The 17,034-nt window shown below is 45.7% G+C and carries 13 protein-coding genes; 6 read left to right on the top strand and 7 right to left on the bottom strand.

Features of this window, described 5'->3' with window-relative positions:
- Window positions 1–170: 170 nt before the first annotated feature.
- A complete protein-coding gene (radA, locus tag ACFOEK_RS00005; RefSeq protein ID WP_386714274.1) occupies window positions 171–1,544 on the top strand; it encodes a DNA repair protein RadA in 1,374 nt (457 codons plus the stop codon).
- Between the two features lie 77 nt (window positions 1,545–1,621).
- Window positions 1,622–2,479 carry a hypothetical protein gene (locus tag ACFOEK_RS00010; protein WP_386714276.1) on the top strand — a complete coding sequence of 286 codons (858 nt, stop codon included), beginning with the start codon at window positions 1,622–1,624 and terminating at the stop codon, window positions 2,477–2,479.
- A gap of 11 nt (window positions 2,480–2,490) precedes the next feature.
- Here ACFOEK_RS00010 and arsJ read toward each other — a convergent pair whose 3' ends face one another.
- The 3 genes from arsJ to ACFOEK_RS00025 form a co-directional block, all read right to left on the bottom strand.
- Window positions 2,491–3,738, bottom strand: a complete 1,248-nt coding sequence (arsJ, locus tag ACFOEK_RS00015; RefSeq protein ID WP_386714278.1) for an organoarsenical effux MFS transporter ArsJ — start codon at window positions 3,736–3,738, stop codon at window positions 2,491–2,493.
- The gene (locus ACFOEK_RS00020) at window positions 3,735–4,748 is read right to left on the bottom strand and encodes an ArsJ-associated glyceraldehyde-3-phosphate dehydrogenase (protein ID WP_386714281.1); all 1,014 of its coding nucleotides are present in this window, start codon (window positions 4,746–4,748) and stop codon (window positions 3,735–3,737) included. Before ACFOEK_RS00020 ends, arsJ begins: the two co-directional genes overlap by 4 nt.
- A gap of 114 nt (window positions 4,749–4,862) precedes the next feature.
- Window positions 4,863–5,213, bottom strand: coding sequence for a metalloregulator ArsR/SmtB family transcription factor (locus tag ACFOEK_RS00025; protein WP_386714284.1), 351 nt, complete (start codon window positions 5,211–5,213; stop codon window positions 4,863–4,865).
- Between the two features lie 212 nt (window positions 5,214–5,425).
- Here ACFOEK_RS00025 and ACFOEK_RS00030 point away from each other — a divergent pair, with 212 nt between their 5' ends.
- Window positions 5,426–9,856 carry a PAS domain S-box protein gene (locus tag ACFOEK_RS00030; RefSeq protein ID WP_386714286.1) on the top strand — a complete coding sequence of 1,477 codons (4,431 nt, stop codon included), beginning with the start codon at window positions 5,426–5,428 and terminating at the stop codon, window positions 9,854–9,856.
- A gap of 44 nt (window positions 9,857–9,900) precedes the next feature.
- Here the strand turns inward: ACFOEK_RS00030 and ACFOEK_RS00035 are convergent, their stop codons facing one another.
- Window positions 9,901–10,659, bottom strand: a complete 759-nt coding sequence (locus ACFOEK_RS00035; RefSeq protein WP_386714289.1) for a TIGR01458 family HAD-type hydrolase — start codon at window positions 10,657–10,659, stop codon at window positions 9,901–9,903.
- 207 nt (window positions 10,660–10,866) lie between these two features.
- On the opposite strand from ACFOEK_RS00035, the gene ACFOEK_RS00040 reads away from it, so the two are divergent.
- On the top strand, window positions 10,867–12,165 hold the full coding sequence (locus tag ACFOEK_RS00040; RefSeq protein ID WP_386714292.1) for a diguanylate cyclase: 1,299 nt from the start codon (window positions 10,867–10,869) through the stop codon (window positions 12,163–12,165).
- A gap of 25 nt (window positions 12,166–12,190) precedes the next feature.
- Here ACFOEK_RS00040 and ACFOEK_RS00045 read toward each other — a convergent pair whose 3' ends face one another.
- The 3 genes from ACFOEK_RS00045 to amrB all read right to left on the bottom strand — a co-directional run bounded on the left by ACFOEK_RS00045 (window position 12,191) and on the right by amrB (window position 14,495).
- Window positions 12,191–13,054, bottom strand: coding sequence for a DUF547 domain-containing protein (locus ACFOEK_RS00045; RefSeq protein ID WP_386714295.1), 864 nt, complete (start codon window positions 13,052–13,054; stop codon window positions 12,191–12,193).
- A gap of 96 nt (window positions 13,055–13,150) precedes the next feature.
- A complete protein-coding gene (gene amrA, locus ACFOEK_RS00050; protein ID WP_386714298.1) occupies window positions 13,151–13,720 on the bottom strand; it encodes an AmmeMemoRadiSam system protein A in 570 nt (189 codons plus the stop codon).
- Window positions 13,707–14,495 (bottom strand): AmmeMemoRadiSam system protein B, encoded by a 789-nt coding sequence (amrB, locus tag ACFOEK_RS00055; RefSeq protein WP_386714301.1) that lies wholly within the window; start codon window positions 14,493–14,495, stop codon window positions 13,707–13,709. Before amrB ends, amrA begins: the two co-directional genes overlap by 14 nt.
- A 201-nt stretch (window positions 14,496–14,696) precedes the next feature.
- Here amrB and amrS point away from each other — a divergent pair, with 201 nt between their 5' ends.
- Together amrS and ACFOEK_RS00065 are read left to right on the top strand one after the other, a co-directional pair.
- The gene (gene amrS / locus ACFOEK_RS00060; protein ID WP_386714304.1) at window positions 14,697–15,806 is read left to right on the top strand and encodes an AmmeMemoRadiSam system radical SAM enzyme; all 1,110 of its coding nucleotides are present in this window, start codon (window positions 14,697–14,699) and stop codon (window positions 15,804–15,806) included.
- 114 nt (window positions 15,807–15,920) lie between these two features.
- Entirely contained in the window at window positions 15,921–16,949 is a 1,029-nt protein-coding gene (locus tag ACFOEK_RS00065) for a DUF2860 family protein (RefSeq protein WP_386714307.1), read from the top strand.
- Window positions 16,950–17,034: the final 85 nt, after the last annotated feature.

The raw sequence follows: 17,034 nt of genomic DNA on the forward strand, positions 1-17,034 counted from the left end.
TTTTTATGTCTGGAAAATATCCAACACCAAGACTTCGAGCGGAACAATACGGCTGAGGCTTGAAAATACGCCGCTCTAACGTCTAACGTCCGGTCTTTTATATAGCCTCTTCTCTCTCTCTTTGTATAATGTGACTCTTTTCTTTTTCATCCACTATTAAAAGGTAATCCATGGCTAAACGTAAAACAGCGTACGTGTGCACAGAATGTGGTTCAGATCATTCTAAATGGCAAGGGCAGTGTGCTGGTTGTGGGCAATGGAATACTTTAAAAGAGTTTGTTGTTGATACTGGAAAACGGACTTCGGCTGCGAGTGTTCGTAGTTCAGGTTATGCTGGTCAAACGACTCAGAAAGTAGTGGCACTTAATTCGGTTGATTTGGCAGAAATGCCACGAATCACGACCGGCATGCAGGAGTTTGATCGAGTCTTAGGCGGAGGTTTAGTACCTGGCTCTGTGATTCTAATTGGTGGCCACCCTGGGGCTGGTAAATCGACTCTGCTACTTCAAACGGTATGTCGTATGGCAGCGTCTCAACCCTGTCTGTATGTGACGGGTGAAGAATCTCTCCAACAAGTGGCAATGAGAGCCCAGCGGTTAGAGTTACCTACTGATAATGTGAATATGCTGGCTGAAACGGATGTTGAAGCGGTTGTAAATATTGCTCGCCAAGAGCAGCCTAAGCTGATGATTATTGATTCGATTCAAGTAATGCATTTAGCTGGGTTGGAATCAGCGCCTGGCAGTGTTTCTCAAGTTCGTGAGTCGGCTGCTTTCTTAACTCAGTTTGCTAAACAAACCCAAACCATTTTATTCCTCGTAGGTCATGTTACTAAAGATGGTTCGTTAGCAGGTCCGAAAGTCCTTGAGCATATGATTGATACCTCGATCATGCTGGAAGGCGAAGCCGATGGTCGTTACCGTACGTTGCGTGGCATTAAGAATCGCTTTGGCGCCATTAATGAGCTGGGTGTTTTTGCGATGTTGGATAAAGGGTTGCGGGAAGTTAAAAACCCAAGTTCAATCTTCTTATCTCGTGGCGAAGATGCGGCTGCCGGTTCAGCGGTGATGGTGATTTGGGAGGGAACACGGCCTATGTTGGTCGAAGTTCAAGCCTTGGTCGATGAAAGTCACTTTGGTAATCCACGTCGTGTTGCTGTTGGTTTGGATCAGAATCGATTGTCCATGTTGCTCGCAGTTATGAATCGTCACGGTGGTCTGCATACGGGTGATCAGGATGTCTATGTAAATGTCGTGGGTGGTGTTAAGGTCACCGAAACCAGCTCGGATTTGGCATTGGTCATGGCTATTCTTTCCAGTTTTCGAAACCGTCCGTTGCCTATGGATATGATGGTCATCGGCGAAGTTGGTCTATCGGGTGAAATTCGACCTGTACCAAGTGGGCAAGAGCGAATTCGTGAAGCCGCTAAGCATGGCTTCAAGAAAGCTATAGTTCCAAAAGCTAATCGCCCGAAAGAAACCATTCCCGGATTAGAAGTTATTCCTGTTACACGGATTTCAGAAGCCTTGGATTACCTTTCCTAGTTACAAACAGACAAAACATCACTAAGCTTGATTGATAAAATAAGTGTATTAATTGCTCAGTAGCTTTGGATATGAATGTGCAGTTTCTTAAGGGCTTAGGTTTCTTTTTATTCCTTGGATTATTCTCCTTCCAAGTTTTCTCAAAAGACCTTTATATTCGACCTCCTCAATCTGAACATGATATCAGTCATGGCTTTTTCGTTTCTTTGATCGAACAGGCTTTAAGAAATAATGCAGGCTATCGCGTAAAGGTTTTACCTGTTAAGGAGTTAACTCAGGATCGAGGCTTTTTATTATTGAAACAGAAGCGCCTCGATATCTTTTGGGCCGGTATTAATCCAGTCAGAGCCAATAATTTTCGTGTAGTTAATGTTCCACTGACGATGGGAATGTTAGGTCATCGTGTGCCAGTGATTAAACGGGGTGACAAAGCCTTGTTTGATGATGTCACTGAATTAACGTTGAAGCAGTTACGAGCTTGTCAGGGCAGTCAGTGGCCGGACTCTGATATTCTTGAACATAATGGTTATCGTGTGATTCGGGCGCCTAAGTTCAAGATGATGTACGACATGCTGGAAGCAGGGCGGTGTCACTATTTTCCTCGCGGATTAAATGAAGTCTATGGCGAGGTGGCCTCGTTTGAGGCCACGGGTAGCGATAATGACTTAATTGTCTATGAGGGGATTGTTCTCAAATACGCTTTCCCTATGTTGTTTTTTACTAATAGAGAGAATGAAGTTTTGGCTAAACAACTGGAACGTGGCTTACGGGAGTTAGTGAATTCCGGAGAAATGATGGCGCTTCTTAAAGCGCATCCCGTCACTCGGGATGCCTTTCCTTTAAGTCGCTTTTCAAACAGTCGTGTTTATCAGCTTGAAAACCCTCTGTTAACGCTACCATTACCAGAGGAAGAAGAGTTCTGGATTCACTTCTAGGTTTTCTGATTTTACTTCGGCTTATATCCTGACTTGTGTCTTGGTAGAGCAATAGATAAAAGAGCTGTTAATGCAATAAATGCAGTAGATATCCACAAACACGCAATTAATCCGTAGCTTTGATATACCCAACCCGATAAAACGGTGCCAATTAAGCGACCCATGGCATTGGCCATATAGTAAAAACCTACATCCAAAGACACGCCATCATCGGATGCATAGCTGACAATCAAATAGCTATGCAATGACGAGTTGATGGCAAATAAGCCGCCGAAAATTAACAGCCCGCCCAATAAGCTGAGGTGGATCGATACATTAAAGGTTAATGCCAGAGCTATTAATGCCGGTGTTAGCATTAGTGGGCATGCCCATACAAATGCTGTTTGACCATCTGGATGGGAATTTGTGCGGTTGGTAATTTTGGGTGCGATGGATTGCACCGCGCCGTAGCCAATAACCCATAATGCTAAAAAGCCACCAACATGCCAATGATCCCAGCCAAATTGGGTGGCTAGGAACACCGGCAGCGCCACCACAAACCAAACGTCGCGAGCACCAAATAGAAACAGGCGAGCCGCTGATAAGACATTAATTGCCCGACTTTTGGAAAACAGGTCCTTGAATTTGGGTTTGTTTTTCGCTTTCCCCAAATCTTTCTTGAGTAAGATAAGGCTGGAAATCCAAACCAAGGTCAGAGCGATTGCCATGGCTAATACCGCACCAGCAAAGTCTAGACTCATCAATAATAAACCGCCTAAAAAGAAGCCGGCTCCTTTGAGCGCATTCTTAGAACCGGTCAAAATAGCAACCCACTTATAGAGCGCTTGTTCCGATTCTGTGGCTGTATCAGGAGTGCTAGGTACCAACAGTTTGATGGAGCTTTTAGCGCTCATTTTATTAAGGTCCTTGGCGATACCGGATAGTGCCTGGGCGGCCATGACCCAAGGCACGGTAAGCCAGGCAGTAGGAACCAATAACATACTCAAGGCAACTACTTGGAGCAGTAAGCCAATGTTCATGGTTTTGTTAAGGCCTAGATGCGCCCCTAACCATCCGCCCACCAAGTTGGTGATTACTCCGAATATTTCATAAAAGAGAAACAACAAAGCGATGTCTAACGGGCTGTATCCGAACGTGTGAAAGTGCAATACAACCAGCATTCGCAGGGCGCCATCCGTCAGAGTGAACGCCCAATAATTACCGGTAATGACCAAATATTGTTTTATCTCACTAGACAAGTTTGATAGTGTTTTGATCATCTCGCTTGATCCATCAACCCTATCTTTTTAACCAGTTCCACTGTGCGATTCGCATAGCCCCATTCGTTATCGTACCAAGTGTAGAGCTTTACTTGTGTCTCATTGACCACCATGGTGGATAAGGCATCGATGATGCTTGAACGTGGGTCGGTCTTATAATCAATCGAGACAAGAGGGCGTTCCTCATACCCCAGAATACCTTTCAGCTCGTTATCTGCTGCTTGTTTCAATAGCGCGTTTACTTCCTCAACGGTTGTAGCTTTCTCGACTTCAAAAACACAATCGGTCAGCGAGGCATTAGCTAATGGAATACGTACTGCATGACCGTTCAGCTTACCTTTCAACTCAGGGAAAATATGAGTAATCGCGGTGGCTGACCCTGTGGTGGTTGGAATCAAGCTCATGCCACAAGCACGCGCACGTCTTAGATCCTTATGCGGTGTGTCCAGAATGGACTGGGTGTTGGTGATGTCATGAATGGTGGTCATCGAACCGTGCTTAATGCCTAGATTCTCGTGAATGACTTTCACCACGGGAGCCAAACAGTTGGTCGTGCAAGATGCAGCCGAAACAATCGAGTACAGATTCGGATCGTAGAGGTGATCATTAACGCCTAATACAATATCCAGTACACCGTCTTCTTTGACGGGGGCTGTCACAACCACACGTGTTACCCCTTGATCTAAATAACTTTGCAGCAGCGCTTTGGACTTCATCTTACCACTGGCTTCAATAACAATGTCACAGCCTGACCAATCGGTATCCTCAATTCGAGTATTTCGAGAACAGGAAATAGTTTGGCCGTTGATTTCGAGACCTTGCTCCGTTGCTTGTGCTTGGTATGTCCAGCGACCATGAACTGAATCAAAGTTTGTGAGATGTGCTAGTGTTTTCGCATCTCCTGCTGGGTCGTTGATGTGAACAAACTCCAGTTCAGGCCAATCCCAGGCGGCTCTGAACGCTAGACGTCCCATACGACCAAATCCATTGATACCGACTTTAATTGCCATGATGAATACTCCGATTACAGATAATGAGGCAAAGATTCATTGCGTTAATAAACAGTATTGCTGTTTCACTTCAGTGTTGTGTTTGTAGATGACAAACGGTCAATGCTGACTGGATTAGCCACAACACGTCTCGACCCGTTGTGGCCGATCTCCCATCGCATTAAGGTTTTTCAGGTTGGTAGCGATGAAGGATGTGTTGGAATCTAACGTTGAGGAAATTACGTCTCTGGCCCAATCCGTTAGTTCGGGGTTCAAGCGGTAATAAATCCATTGGCCCTGACGCCGATCTGTTAGCAGTCCACATTTTTTTAACTGGGCGAGATGGCGTGAAATCTTTGGCTGGCTTTCATTGATTGCAGTCGTGAGTTCGCACACACACAGTTCTTGCTCTTTGGTGATTAAGAGTAAGCAGCGAAGTCGAGTATCATCGGCCAAACATTTGTAGAAATTTACTGGATCTGTCATTGATAAATGTCCGTAACTCGATTTAAGTGGAATGTACTATATATGAAAATTCATATATATGAAATATCGAATATATTATCTTTGTGTTACAGATCAGGACATGTTGAGGTAATTAAGCTAAATTTATGATTTTACTAAGAGGTTCCCTAAAGTTGTTGGCATCACAAAAACTATAAAGCGAGCACCATAGGGTTAGAAAAGACTGGGATTGAATGAGTTTGAATAGATTAAATCTGGGACACAAATTGGTACTGATATTTATTATCTGTATTTTTCCATGTGTCTTTTTAGCGTCCTATTTTATAAGTCACAACACCAAAGAACTGTTGATTTCAGAAACCAATCGCTTTGTTCAGGTGACTCTACAAAATACCTATAATCGGATTGAACAGCAGTTATTGGCCGTGCAGAGCAGCGCTAAAATTGTTGCGGCTGGCCCTGTATTTTCAGATGCATTGGCTCAGAAAAACTATCAAGGTTTGGATGATAAACTTAATGCGATTGCCGCGACCTATCCCGAGCTATTCTATCTCGCTATTTTAGATAGTGATAAGAAAGCGGTGGCGGTGAATAACCGGGACTTCTACACCAATCAATTGACGCCTCGGGAGTTGCTAGGCAAAGACTTTAGTGAATCTCCCCTAACTACTCACTTTCATCCACAGCTGCCTTCAATGGGCATTCCTGGGGATGACTCGTATTTTGGGTTGATAAGCATTCATGATCAGCGTAAAGCTCAGTGGTTTTCAGCCCCCATTATTAAAGACGGCACAACCATAGGCTGGGTTTTATTGGCTTATCGTTTTGAAGAGTTTATTACCGCCGCCTTGGATCACGTGGTGAAACGTCTACAAACCTATGAATACCCGGTGATTGGCGGTCATTTGGTTGATGAGTCCGGGGTTAATTTTGCCGGAGCGCGGCAAGATCATTCTGAGTATTTAGAGCAAGAGCGTTCACTTTACTTAGGCGGAAAGCGCCTGTTACTGGAAATCTACTTTGATACCGACAAGCTGACTGCACCGTTGCGAAATCAGAACCTGATAGTCATGACCACGGTTATACCTTTGGTGTTGGTCTTGGTTCTCGGGGTGTTTTGGGCAAGTAATCGTTTAATTCTGCAACGTATTCGCAATTTGTTTGAAGGTGCTAAAGCGTTCGGTTCTGGACAGTTTGATTATCGAATCGTGGATCAAGGCGATGATGAGATCACGTCTTTAGCAACGGCGTTCAATGACATGGGAACGGCGCTGGGTAAGTACAAAGAAAACATGGAGTCCTTAGTCAGTGAACGTACGGCTGAGGCGGAAGAGTCCTCTAAGTATCTGTCCAGTGTGTTAAATCATGCTGCGGAAGCGATCATTACGGTGGATGAACGAGGCTTGATTCAGTCTTTCAATAAGACGGCGGAAGAGGTTTTTGGTTACAGCTATGAAGAAATTCAGCAACAGCACATTAAGTGCCTAATGCCTGAACACTTGCGCTCGAACAGTAACGAAGAGCTGCTTAAGTATTTCAATCGCGTTCATATGGGAACCTCTCATAACGTGCAGGAGTTAAGAGCCTGCCGCAAATCCGGGGAGGTATTCCCGATAGAGTTGGCGATTTCCGAAGTGGCTTCTGCAAAAGGGAATTTTTATACCGGCTTAATTCGAGACATCTCGGAGAAGAAGCGCGTCGAGAAAGAGATGACCGAAAACAAAGAACGTTTGGAGCTGGTCGTCGATAGTACCGCAGTAGGTATCTGGGATTGGTCTGTTCAGACGGGCGACGTTCAGTTTAATCGTCGTTGGGCTGAGATTGTAGGCTATGAACTGGAAGAGTTAGAGCCGTTAAGTATCCAAACCTGGATGGACTTAGCGCATCCCGACGACTTGCCTGAGTCCGAAAGGCTGTTGAACGCACATTGGTCTGGTGAGACAGATCGTTACGTATGCGAAGCCCGGATGAAACACAAAGACGGTCACTGGGTATGGATTTTGGATACCGGGCGTGTGGTGGAGTGGGGCGAAAACAATGAGCCTCTTCGTATGGTCGGGACCCATTTGGACATCACCGAGCGGAAGAAGGTCGAGCTTGAATTAATACGCTTTTCCCGGATTGCCAATCAGACCGATAACGCCGTGTTACTGACCGGCACCGATGGCATTGTGTCCTGGGTGAACCCTTCTTTCACCCGCATTACCGGATACAACCAACAAACGCTGGTTGGTAAGGATATTAAGGACATCTTCCAAAGCGACTATGTGGCTGACGAAGATTTTCATCAAATTATAACGAATATTCGTGAGGGCCAGGCTTTTGCGCTGGAATTACAGAACGTCAATGCCTTAGGTGAACGTTACTGGCTGGATTTAAGATCCAGCCCGCTTACCGATGAAAATGAGGTGCTTCAAGGGTTCGTTATTATCGCGGTTGATATAACGCAGCAAAAAGAAGCGGACGTGAAGTTAGCTCGCCAGCAAGAGTTGTTGGAACAAATGAGCTTACAGGCTCGAATCGGTGCTTGGGAATACGATGTGGTATCCGGTGTGTTGTATTGGTCAAACATGACTAAGTACATTCACGAAGTACAGGATTCTTATCAGCCAACCTTGTCATCTGCCTTGCTTTTCTACAAAGAAGGGATCAGTCGAGAACGTATTCAGACGGTTGTTAAAGAGGCAATAGAAACGGGAGAACCGTGGAATGAGGAATTCCAATTAGTAACCGATCAAGGACGCGAAATTTGGGTGCAATCGACAGGACGAGCGGAGTTTTCTGGTACCCAGTGTGTTCGCTTGTTTGGTTCATTTCAGGACATTGATCGTCGCGTCAAGGTTCAGCAAGAGTTGGCTGAAGCCAAAGAGCAGGCTGAAGAAGCCGCTGTGGCGAAGAGTCGCTTCCTCGCCTCTATGAGTCATGAGATTCGAACGCCGATGAATGGTGTGTTAGGGATGCTGGGACTATTGGAGAAAAGCCCTCTGACCAAAGAGCAAGTTCATCATGTGCGGCTTGCGAAATCCAGTGGCGAATCCTTGTTGTATCTAATCAATGACATTTTGGATTTCTCTAAAGTGGAAGCGGGCAAACTCGATCTCGAGATTATCGAGTTCGATTTACGCGCTATGCTGGGCGACTTTGCTGAATCCATCGCTCAAAAGGCGCAGGAAAAAGGTGTGGAACTGGTGTTGGATGTCACAGATATTCATCACTCAAAGGTAAAAGGAGATCCGGGACGGTTGCGCCAAGTGTTGGTGAACTTGGTCGGCAATGCCATTAAGTTTACGCACGCGGGCGAAATCATTATTCGAGTGGCGCTGCACGATCTTGATCTGTCGCCAAATAAACTGCGCATGGAAGCCAGTGTTCAGGATACCGGCATTGGTATTCCAACGGATCGCTTAAATACCTTGTTTGATTCCTTCACTCAAGTAGATGCTTCCACCACCCGAAAATACGGTGGTACGGGATTGGGCTTAGCCATCACCAAACAATTGTGCGAATTAATGCAAGGCTCGATTGCTGTGGATAAGACGATGACAGAGGGCAGTCGTTTTGTCTTTGATATAGAGCTGGAAAGCTGTAATGAAGCGAGAATTGTGGTGCCTTCGTTGTCGATTAAAGATCGACACATTTTGGTGGTGGATGATAATGAAACCAACTGTGAGGTGTTAAGAAAGCAGCTTGAGCTATGGGGGGCTCAAGTCATTGCAGTCAGTGATGGTATTGCAGCACTCAGAACGCTTGAAGAGCGCCTGCTAGCATCAGAACTGCCTGCATTTGATGTCGTTTTCGTGGATCTTCACATGCCGTTTATTGATGGTATTGAGTTTGCTAAGCGAATTCGCAGCAATTCACAGTTCGACGCTTTGAAGTTAATTCTAATGACAGCCATCAGTAATCGTGGAGATGCAAAGTTCTTTGCTGAATTGGGATATCAGGCGTACTTCCCGAAACCGACCACTACCTCCGATTTATTCAGTGCTTTAGCTGTGGTGTTAGATGATGGCGATGCGATGAAAAATGCCGATCCTCTGGTAACACATCATTATCTTCACGAACTAAAAGCAAGTGAAGCCAGCCCGGTACCTGATGAGTCTGATCAAACTGATGTGGTCGAAGTGAGTAAAACAGCTGCCATTGACCAAGTTTCAAAGCAATCAGAGAGAGATGAAACGGTTAATGAGGAAAGCCAAAGCGATCCAAAGGTTTCTGAAGAGGTGATTTCTGGGGAGGTGATCTCTGAAAGCCATACTGACGAAACACGCTGGCCAGACACTACGCGCTTACTTCTGGTGGAAGACAACTACATCAATCAGGCTGTTGCTCAAGGCATTTTGGAAGGTTTGGGGCTGACCTGCGACATCGCAGGTAACGGCATAGAAGCCATTGCAGCGTTGCATCAAGCGCCAGAAGATGCTCCTTACACCTTGGTATTTATGGATTGCCAAATGCCAGAGATGGATGGTTATCAGGCCACCACTGAAATTCGTAACGGTGCGGCAGGAGAACGATTCAAGGACATCTCCATCGTTGCAATGACAGCCAATGCCATGAAAGGAGATCGAGAAAAATGTTTGCAGGCCGGTATGAACGATTATCTGTCTAAGCCGGTTGATGACGTAAAGCTTAAGCAAATGTTGAAGACTTGGTTACTCTAAGCTGCATTCAGGTGCGCTTTAACTGTTTAAAGCTGATCGCTTATTTATAACGCAGGCAGGTAATGGTTCACGGCTTCACTGACATCTTTAGCAAGTGGTGCTGGCGGTGTCAGTTTTAATTCATCCCCTGGCTGGTATTTACCTGTTCTTACTAAACAGGCCGTGATGCCGGCTTTTCTGGCACCTTCTATGTCGCCATAGACATCATCACCAATCATTAGAATCTCATGTTTGTTACAACCGGTTGTTGCAATGACTTGGTCAAAGAAGGTTTTCGACGGTTTACCGGTAATGATGGCATTCTGATCGGAGGCGTATTCCAGCGCCTTCACAAACGGGCCTGCATCGAGATGAAGTCGGTCCTCACCTTTGTAATAGCGATTATTGCCGATGGCAATCAAAGGGGCGCCGGAGTTTAAAATATCAAAGGCCGTATCCAGATTTTGATAGGTTAGGTCGTCTTCTGCATCCCCGATAACAACCGCCGAATAGGGCGGTTTTTCGAGATCTGTAAACTCGGGTTTGATGTTCTTATGAACGAGGCAATAGGGATTCAGTTTATTGGCTATGCACCACTGCTGGGCTGCTTCAGGTGCCGTGAAGAGTTGATCTCCGGTAATTTGAAAGCCCATGTTGTGTAATTCATCTAACACCTGTTGTTTGGTCTTTCGTGAGGTGTTGGTAATGAACCTTAAAATCAAACCGCCGTGTTCAAGACGATTAATGGTTTTAGCCGCTCCTTCGATGGGGTGGCTGCCTTCATAGAGTACACCACTTAAATCAAACAGAATGGCCTTGATCATGATCTAGCCCTCACACAGCAGGTGCGTTCATATCCTTCTTTAAGTCTTCATTTAGTATAGATGCTTCACCCTGAGTTGACCCAAGAGTAGCGAAATCAGGGCTTATGAACTATATATAAGAGACCTTACAAAACCATTTCAGTCATTCATGTTTTGTATGGCTGGTGTAGCTGAAGTACTGTAGTCAGAATTCATGAGGATATCAGGATGAAAGGGGCCGATATTCCAGAAACCTCGATCAAGCTACTTGATCAAATGACCCGCTTTTTCAAACAAGCAACATACTATCTACTCATATGGAATAATCGAGTCGTCGATATTTCTCCTAAGCTGTTGGACTTGTTGGACTACCCTTCCTTTGCTCAGTTTCCCGACTTTTTTGCAGAGCTTATTCCAAAAGAACACCCAAAAGAGTTTTTGGTCTATCACCTCTTGTTTGCCAATCAAGAGCACCGTGAAAACTATGATCTCAAGTTGGAAGGGCGACATGGTCGTGTGGTGACCATACGCTTCAGTGCTCAGCAGATTTGTGTGGATGAGCATCAAAGTGTCGGCATGTTGATTGGCGAAGACGTGACCTATCAACAGAAAAAACTGGAAGATCTTAGTGCCGATTCCAGCTTGTTTACCTTCAATCCTTATTCCATTGCCATTACGGACCCTCATGGGGTAATTCTCAAAGTGAACCCTAAGTTTTTAAATAAAACCCATTTCGAGGCAGAAGAAGTTCAAGGTCAGAATATTTTTAATATCAAGACCTTACCTGAGTGCAGTAAAGAAGAACTGCTAAAAGACATTCTGAACCATAACGATTATCGGGCTGAGTTTTTGAGTTATACCCGTGAAGGCTTCCAATACGACGAAGATGTGTATGTGATTCCTGTGTATAAGTACGGTGAATTGACCAGCTTGCTGTTCATTGGTGAAGACATTTCAACGAAAAAGCGGTTATTGATGAACCTCGAACAGAAAGCCTATTACGATGATTTAACCGGATATTATCGAAAAGACATAGGTCGTTCATTACTGCATGAAGTCTGTGAATCAGGTGATCCGTTTGGTTTGTTTTTTATTGATTATCGGGATTTCAAAGGCATCAATGATCGGTGTGGTCATCATGTGGGTGATGAGGTGTTAAAGCTTGGGGCTCAGTTTATCAAGAATGCGTTACGCACTCAGGATATTTTGATTCGTTGGGGAGGTGATGAGTTCATTATTATTGTGCCGACATTGCATGAGACGAGAGCCATGGATGTAGTGGCGAATAAGATTCGTGAAGCCTTTATCGAAATGGAAATTGACGATCAGGTGTATCTGGCAGACATCGACATTGGTGGCTGCTATTGCAGTTCAGGTGCATCGGCCAGTTATGCCTTAGAAGTCTTGAAGGTGGCTGATGCCAATATGTATATGGCCAAACAGGGAGGATTACCGTTTTACATTACCGAGTTTGGTGACGGGGGGCAGTCGCAGAATTCACACCTAGAAATGAGCATAGTGAAGTAGTTAATCCTGTTATGATATTTATCCGCTATTCCACTTCGTTCAACTGCCAGTCATAGTGGTAGCTAATATCAGTGTCCTTCGAGTAGGTTTTCAGCTGTTTCAGCAATTCAGGTTCGGCATACTGCATTAGGTGTTTAATTACGTTGGCTTCATTGTCGCCAAAATCTTCTTGATACCAAGAGTAAATTTTTGAGAGCTCAACTTGGTCTTCTTCCCAATACACGCCGCGTTGATGATTGACATAACGGTGCGCGCCTTGTTTTAGAAGCCGTTCCAGATTGTTGGCGGTATAGGCCTGTTTTGCAAGATTAGGGCAAGACAAGCTGGCGCAATTTACTGCGTAATGAATGCGTGCGTCTTGCCAAATGGGGCGGAGAATTCGGTGTTCGATGTCATTCAATGTGAGTTCTTGATTGGCAATCTTGATGATCTCATCGTCCCATGGACCAAAAGAGAAAAAACCTTCTCCCAAATCTCGAATGCTGGTTACCGGGTAGTGATCCAAAATCACATCAATGGTCAGCGCATTGTAGAGGTTAATCCAATACGCCATTTGTTCGTCTTTTGAATACAGGCGAGGGTCTAGATGACTTAATTGAGCGAGGTAGGTTTTTAATTGCTGGTGGTCGGTGGCTGTGACGCGTTTGTAGTCATAAAGGTTTATTGCACTGGGATGGCTTGTAAGTAAGTACTTATTTAGGTTGTCTTGCCATAGAGAATGATCAATGGTGTTGGTGTTGCTTTCATCGCTTTGATTCCAGAATCTCCACTCTTCGGCCTTTAGTATTTGACTCAACAGTAACAGCGACACCAAGACCAGAGTCCGAAGGAAATTAAATCCATGAACTCGTTCGGGGGCTGGCGTGCGGTTGTGGTTAGTCAAAGGCATGATACTCAATGCTCGTGTTGAAGTGGGTGGGCCAGAATTAGATTGGCATTGTCTTTTGTATATATTCTCTTTTGAACTGGAATCACAGTAAAAGTTTCATTCGCTAAAAGACAAGGTGTGATAGCGATACGCCGTCAGTTGATCCGACCAATGCTTCCTGGCAAGACCTGCTTTTAATCTGAGGTGATCCAGAAACTGCACTTTATCCGGCAGTTGTTCCCACACTGTCGGTAAGAAGGTTGCGGTGGCAAAGCCGTCACGAATGGTTATTCCATCTTTAAAAGGGGTCAGCTTAGACAGCAGCTCGGCTTCCGAATGGCAAGGAATTTCGATTTGGGGGCTGATCACTGAAATCTCAATATTCAAGTGGGGCAAGTCCGCTTGTGTTACTGGTGAAAAACGTGAATCCCGAAATGCTGAAGCATAAGCATGTTCGACAACGTCTGCGACCAGTGGTTGATAGGCTGTTAAGGAACCAATGCAACCCTTGAGTTCGCCGTGAAGATGCAAGGTAACAAAGCAGGAGGCCATCTCTTGAAGCGGTTCCTCATAAGCACTCGATGTCACCGTCAGTGCGCAGCCGTGTTGCAGGCCATAAGCAATGCTTTCTCTGGCAAGGGTAAGTAAGGTGTGCTGCTGCGGGGGACTTAACTCAAAACAGGGCATAGGCGGCGTATCCTACGACCTGATCTTTAGAGCCTGCGGTATCTCCTGAATTTCTAAGATCTAATTGAGAAATGTGCATTCTATGATGTTGCGCGGCTTGCATCATGCCATTGAGCGGGTAGCAACCGCAGGCATGATCGCAGGTAATGTCGGTATCAAAGTGCTCTATTTTTTTGCAGGTTTCACCGTCCACTGCCTTTGCATGTTCGTAGTTGTGGTAATGGCTGAGGTCGGTGCTGACCACAAATAAGGTTTCTTCGCCCCCCCATAGCACATCTATCACTTTGCTGACCAATGTCGGTCCGGCTTGACCCACTACCAACGGGATGATTTTAAAGTCATCGAGAACGCATTGAAGAAAAGGCAGTTGCACTTCGAGGCTGTGTTCATAGGCATGGGCATGGGGGCTGACTTTGACGCCCTCGAGGGTTTTAATCTTAGTTAACGCTTCCTGATCTACTTCTATTTCGCCCAGTGGCGTTCTGAATAAACTGGTGTCAGGGATAGCAATGCCTTGCAAGGGAACCCGATGCGACGGACCAAGCAAGACCACCCGTGAGATTTGTTGGTGATAGGCCTTGAGTTGGCTGTAGCCGGAAGCAGCAATGGCACCGGAATAGACGTAACCGGCATGAGGACAGATTAACACCTTAGGGCACACTTGCACTGCATCATTGGCGACGGCTTCAGACAGCATTTGAGTGACCAGCACAGACAGTTGTTCTTCCCCTTCTGGATAGAAACTGCCCGCAACCGCAGGTTGGCGTATGTACATATTCAGACCCACTTTACTCACCCATTTTCTTCACCCGCTTTGTCCAATTTGGACTAAATTTAAAGATGACCTTAGATTGTTTTGGGTGAGCTCATTCAGTTTTCTGAGACTGTTTTTTGTTCAAAGACTACTTTTAGTTTAGCAGCAACACACAGTTTTGAAGGTTGCATCTATATTTTCAGAGGTAGTAAGGAGGTCGACATGGCTTCGGTGAAACCTCAAACGCCACCTGCGCACTTTCCGACGAAATACTGGCATGCCGTAGATAAAGATCGGATTCAGTGCGACCTGTGTCCTCGTGCCTGTAAACTTCATGAAGGGCAACGGGGGCTGTGTTACGTTCGAGGCCGGGAAGACGATCAGGTGATGCTCTATTCCTATGGCCGATCCAGCGGCTTCTGTGTCGATCCCATTGAGAAAAAACCGCTGAATCACTTTTATCCGGGCAGTTCGGTGCTTTCTTTTGGCACGGCGGGTTGTAACCTGGCCTGTAAGTTTTGCCAAAACTGGGATATGAGTAAATCCCGAGAAATGGATACCCTGGCTGACAGCGCCATGCCGGATACTTTGGCAGAAGCGGCCTCGAATCTCGGATGTAAAAGCGTGGCCTTTACTTACAACGATCCGGTTATTTTTCTTGAATATGCGGTGGATACGGCACTGGCATGTGAGCACCATGGTATCAATTCTGTGGCTGTCACGGCCGGTTACATTTGTGATCAACCTCGACAAGATTTCTTTCGTCATATGAACGCCGTTAATGTGGATTTGAAAGCGTTTTCGCAGCGTTTCTACAAGCATCTTTGTGGTGCTGATCTCGACGCCGTGTTGGATACGTTGCGTTACCTCAAGCATGAAACGCAGTGCTGGCTAGAAATTACTACGCTATTGATTCCCGATGAGAACGACAGTGATGCTGAACTCGAAGAGATGACCCAATGGTTGTTTGAGGAATTGGGAGCGGATGTGCCATTGCATTTCAGTGCTTTTCATCCGGATTGGAAAATGCGCGATAAACCTCATACGCCAGCAGCGACCTTAACCCGAGCTCGGCGCATCGCTTTAGATGCGGGGTTGAATTATGTCTACACCGGCAATGTTCATGACACCGCAGGCAGCAGTACCTATTGCCCTATGTGTGATATGCGGGTCATCGAACGGGACTGGTACGAGCTGGGCGCGTGGCAATTGGATGGTTCTGGCCATTGTCTGAATTGCGGTCATCAGATCCCTGGGATGTTCCAAGGCGAAGCCGGTAATTGGGGCGCGAAGCGTTTGCCAGTCAGACTCGCCAATCATCTGAACCCTTAAAACTTTACTGTCATAAATTATTCAAAGGTTCCTTAGCTTTATTTGTGGAACTTCTGAGCTAGTATTACTTCAAATGCAGTGATTTGAACACTTTGTCTAAGTCAAGGAACGATTATGAAACCTTATATACCTCTAGCGTCTGCGGTAGTTCTATCTGCTTTCTCTGTGTATTCCGTTGCTGAACCGATCAAGCCGATTCCTCAAGAATCCGGTTTCAGTGGCTCTTTGGTGGCGGGACTTTCCGCGACCAGCTATTCAAGCAATATGATTTCCGGGTTGGGGAATGACATCAGCGAATCCAATATTGACAGCCTAGACGAAGGGCCGGACTCGGAAAGCGACGTAGGTTTCGCTTTTTCGGGGGAATTGAATTACACCTTTGCGAAAACACGCACTCAGCTGTTTCTAGGGAACGCACTTGAAGATATGGTGCGATATGACTTGTCTTTTCAGGCGGGAGTCAGGCAAGAGTTAGCGGATCAGAGCATTGTTTATGGCGCCTTTCTGTTCTCGGCCATTCCAACAGAGGTTTATGCTGATCCGTATCAAACGGGTACAGACCGAGACGAAACCGATCGAGACTCTTCCGGTGCTCGCATTGGCTGGCAAGGCATTATGGGCTCAGGCTTAGGCGTAGAGTTGAGCCATCGTAGCGTTGAGCTGGACGATGAAGAGGCAGGACTTGATTTGTTCAACCAGGGGCTGATTACAGCCGATCAGATGGATGACCTAAGTCGAGAAGGGGATCATAACTCGCTGTCTCTGACCTACAAAGTGATGTTGGATAAAGGTCAGTTCTTTGTGCCAGAGCTTAATTATCACGATTATGATCTGGACGGTGAAGCCATGGCCAAACAGCAATACGGCACCGCCTTATCCTATTTCTATAACACGCCAAAGTATTCCGTGGTTACTAGGGTGTTTTATTCGCACTTCGAGCATGATGAAGAAAACCCGATTTATGGCATTACTGAAGAAGGGGATTCCTTTGGCGGCAGCTTAGTCTTGTCTTACCACAACATCTTTGGTTGGCAGGATTTCTCGGGGATTGCGTCGTTGGCGTACGCCGAGTCTGATTCGGACATTAACTTCTATGATGCTGACGTGGTGTCCGGTACGGTTGGCTTGTTGTATCGCTTTTAGACTTTGAATCTTTTTAGATTTTGAATCTTTTTAGAGTATAAGGCTAACAACCTTCGACGCATGAAAAAGGCCGAATCCACAGTAG

The organism is Litoribrevibacter euphylliae, from assembly GCF_042646085.1.
In the GTDB taxonomy this organism is placed as follows: domain Bacteria; phylum Pseudomonadota; class Gammaproteobacteria; order Pseudomonadales; family Litoribrevibacteraceae; genus Litoribrevibacter; species Litoribrevibacter euphylliae.

What these genes read in the sequence shown, in the direction of transcription:
- arsJ (WP_386714278.1), bottom strand. Translation starts at nt 3,738, where the DNA reads ATGATCAAAACACTATCAAACTTGTCTAGTGAGATAAAACAATATTTG.
- ACFOEK_RS00030 (WP_386714286.1), top strand. Translation starts at nt 5,426, where the DNA reads ATGAGTTTGAATAGATTAAATCTGGGACACAAATTGGTACTGATATTT.
- ACFOEK_RS00065 (WP_386714307.1), top strand. Translation starts at nt 15,921, where the DNA reads ATGAAACCTTATATACCTCTAGCGTCTGCGGTAGTTCTATCTGCTTTC.
- ACFOEK_RS00045 (WP_386714295.1), bottom strand. Translation starts at nt 13,054, where the DNA reads ATGCCTTTGACTAACCACAACCGCACGCCAGCCCCCGAACGAGTTCAT.
- amrA (WP_386714298.1), bottom strand. Translation starts at nt 13,720, where the DNA reads ATGCCCTGTTTTGAGTTAAGTCCCCCGCAGCAGCACACCTTACTTACC.
- amrS (WP_386714304.1), top strand. Translation starts at nt 14,697, where the DNA reads ATGGCTTCGGTGAAACCTCAAACGCCACCTGCGCACTTTCCGACGAAA.
- radA (WP_386714274.1), top strand. Translation starts at nt 171, where the DNA reads ATGGCTAAACGTAAAACAGCGTACGTGTGCACAGAATGTGGTTCAGAT.
- ACFOEK_RS00040 (WP_386714292.1), top strand. Translation starts at nt 10,867, where the DNA reads ATGAAAGGGGCCGATATTCCAGAAACCTCGATCAAGCTACTTGATCAA.
- ACFOEK_RS00020 (WP_386714281.1), bottom strand. Translation starts at nt 4,748, where the DNA reads ATGGCAATTAAAGTCGGTATCAATGGATTTGGTCGTATGGGACGTCTA.
- ACFOEK_RS00035 (WP_386714289.1), bottom strand. Translation starts at nt 10,659, where the DNA reads ATGATCAAGGCCATTCTGTTTGATTTAAGTGGTGTACTCTATGAAGGC.
- amrB (WP_386714301.1), bottom strand. Translation starts at nt 14,495, where the DNA reads ATGTACATACGCCAACCTGCGGTTGCGGGCAGTTTCTATCCAGAAGGG.
- ACFOEK_RS00025 (WP_386714284.1), bottom strand. Translation starts at nt 5,213, where the DNA reads ATGACAGATCCAGTAAATTTCTACAAATGTTTGGCCGATGATACTCGA.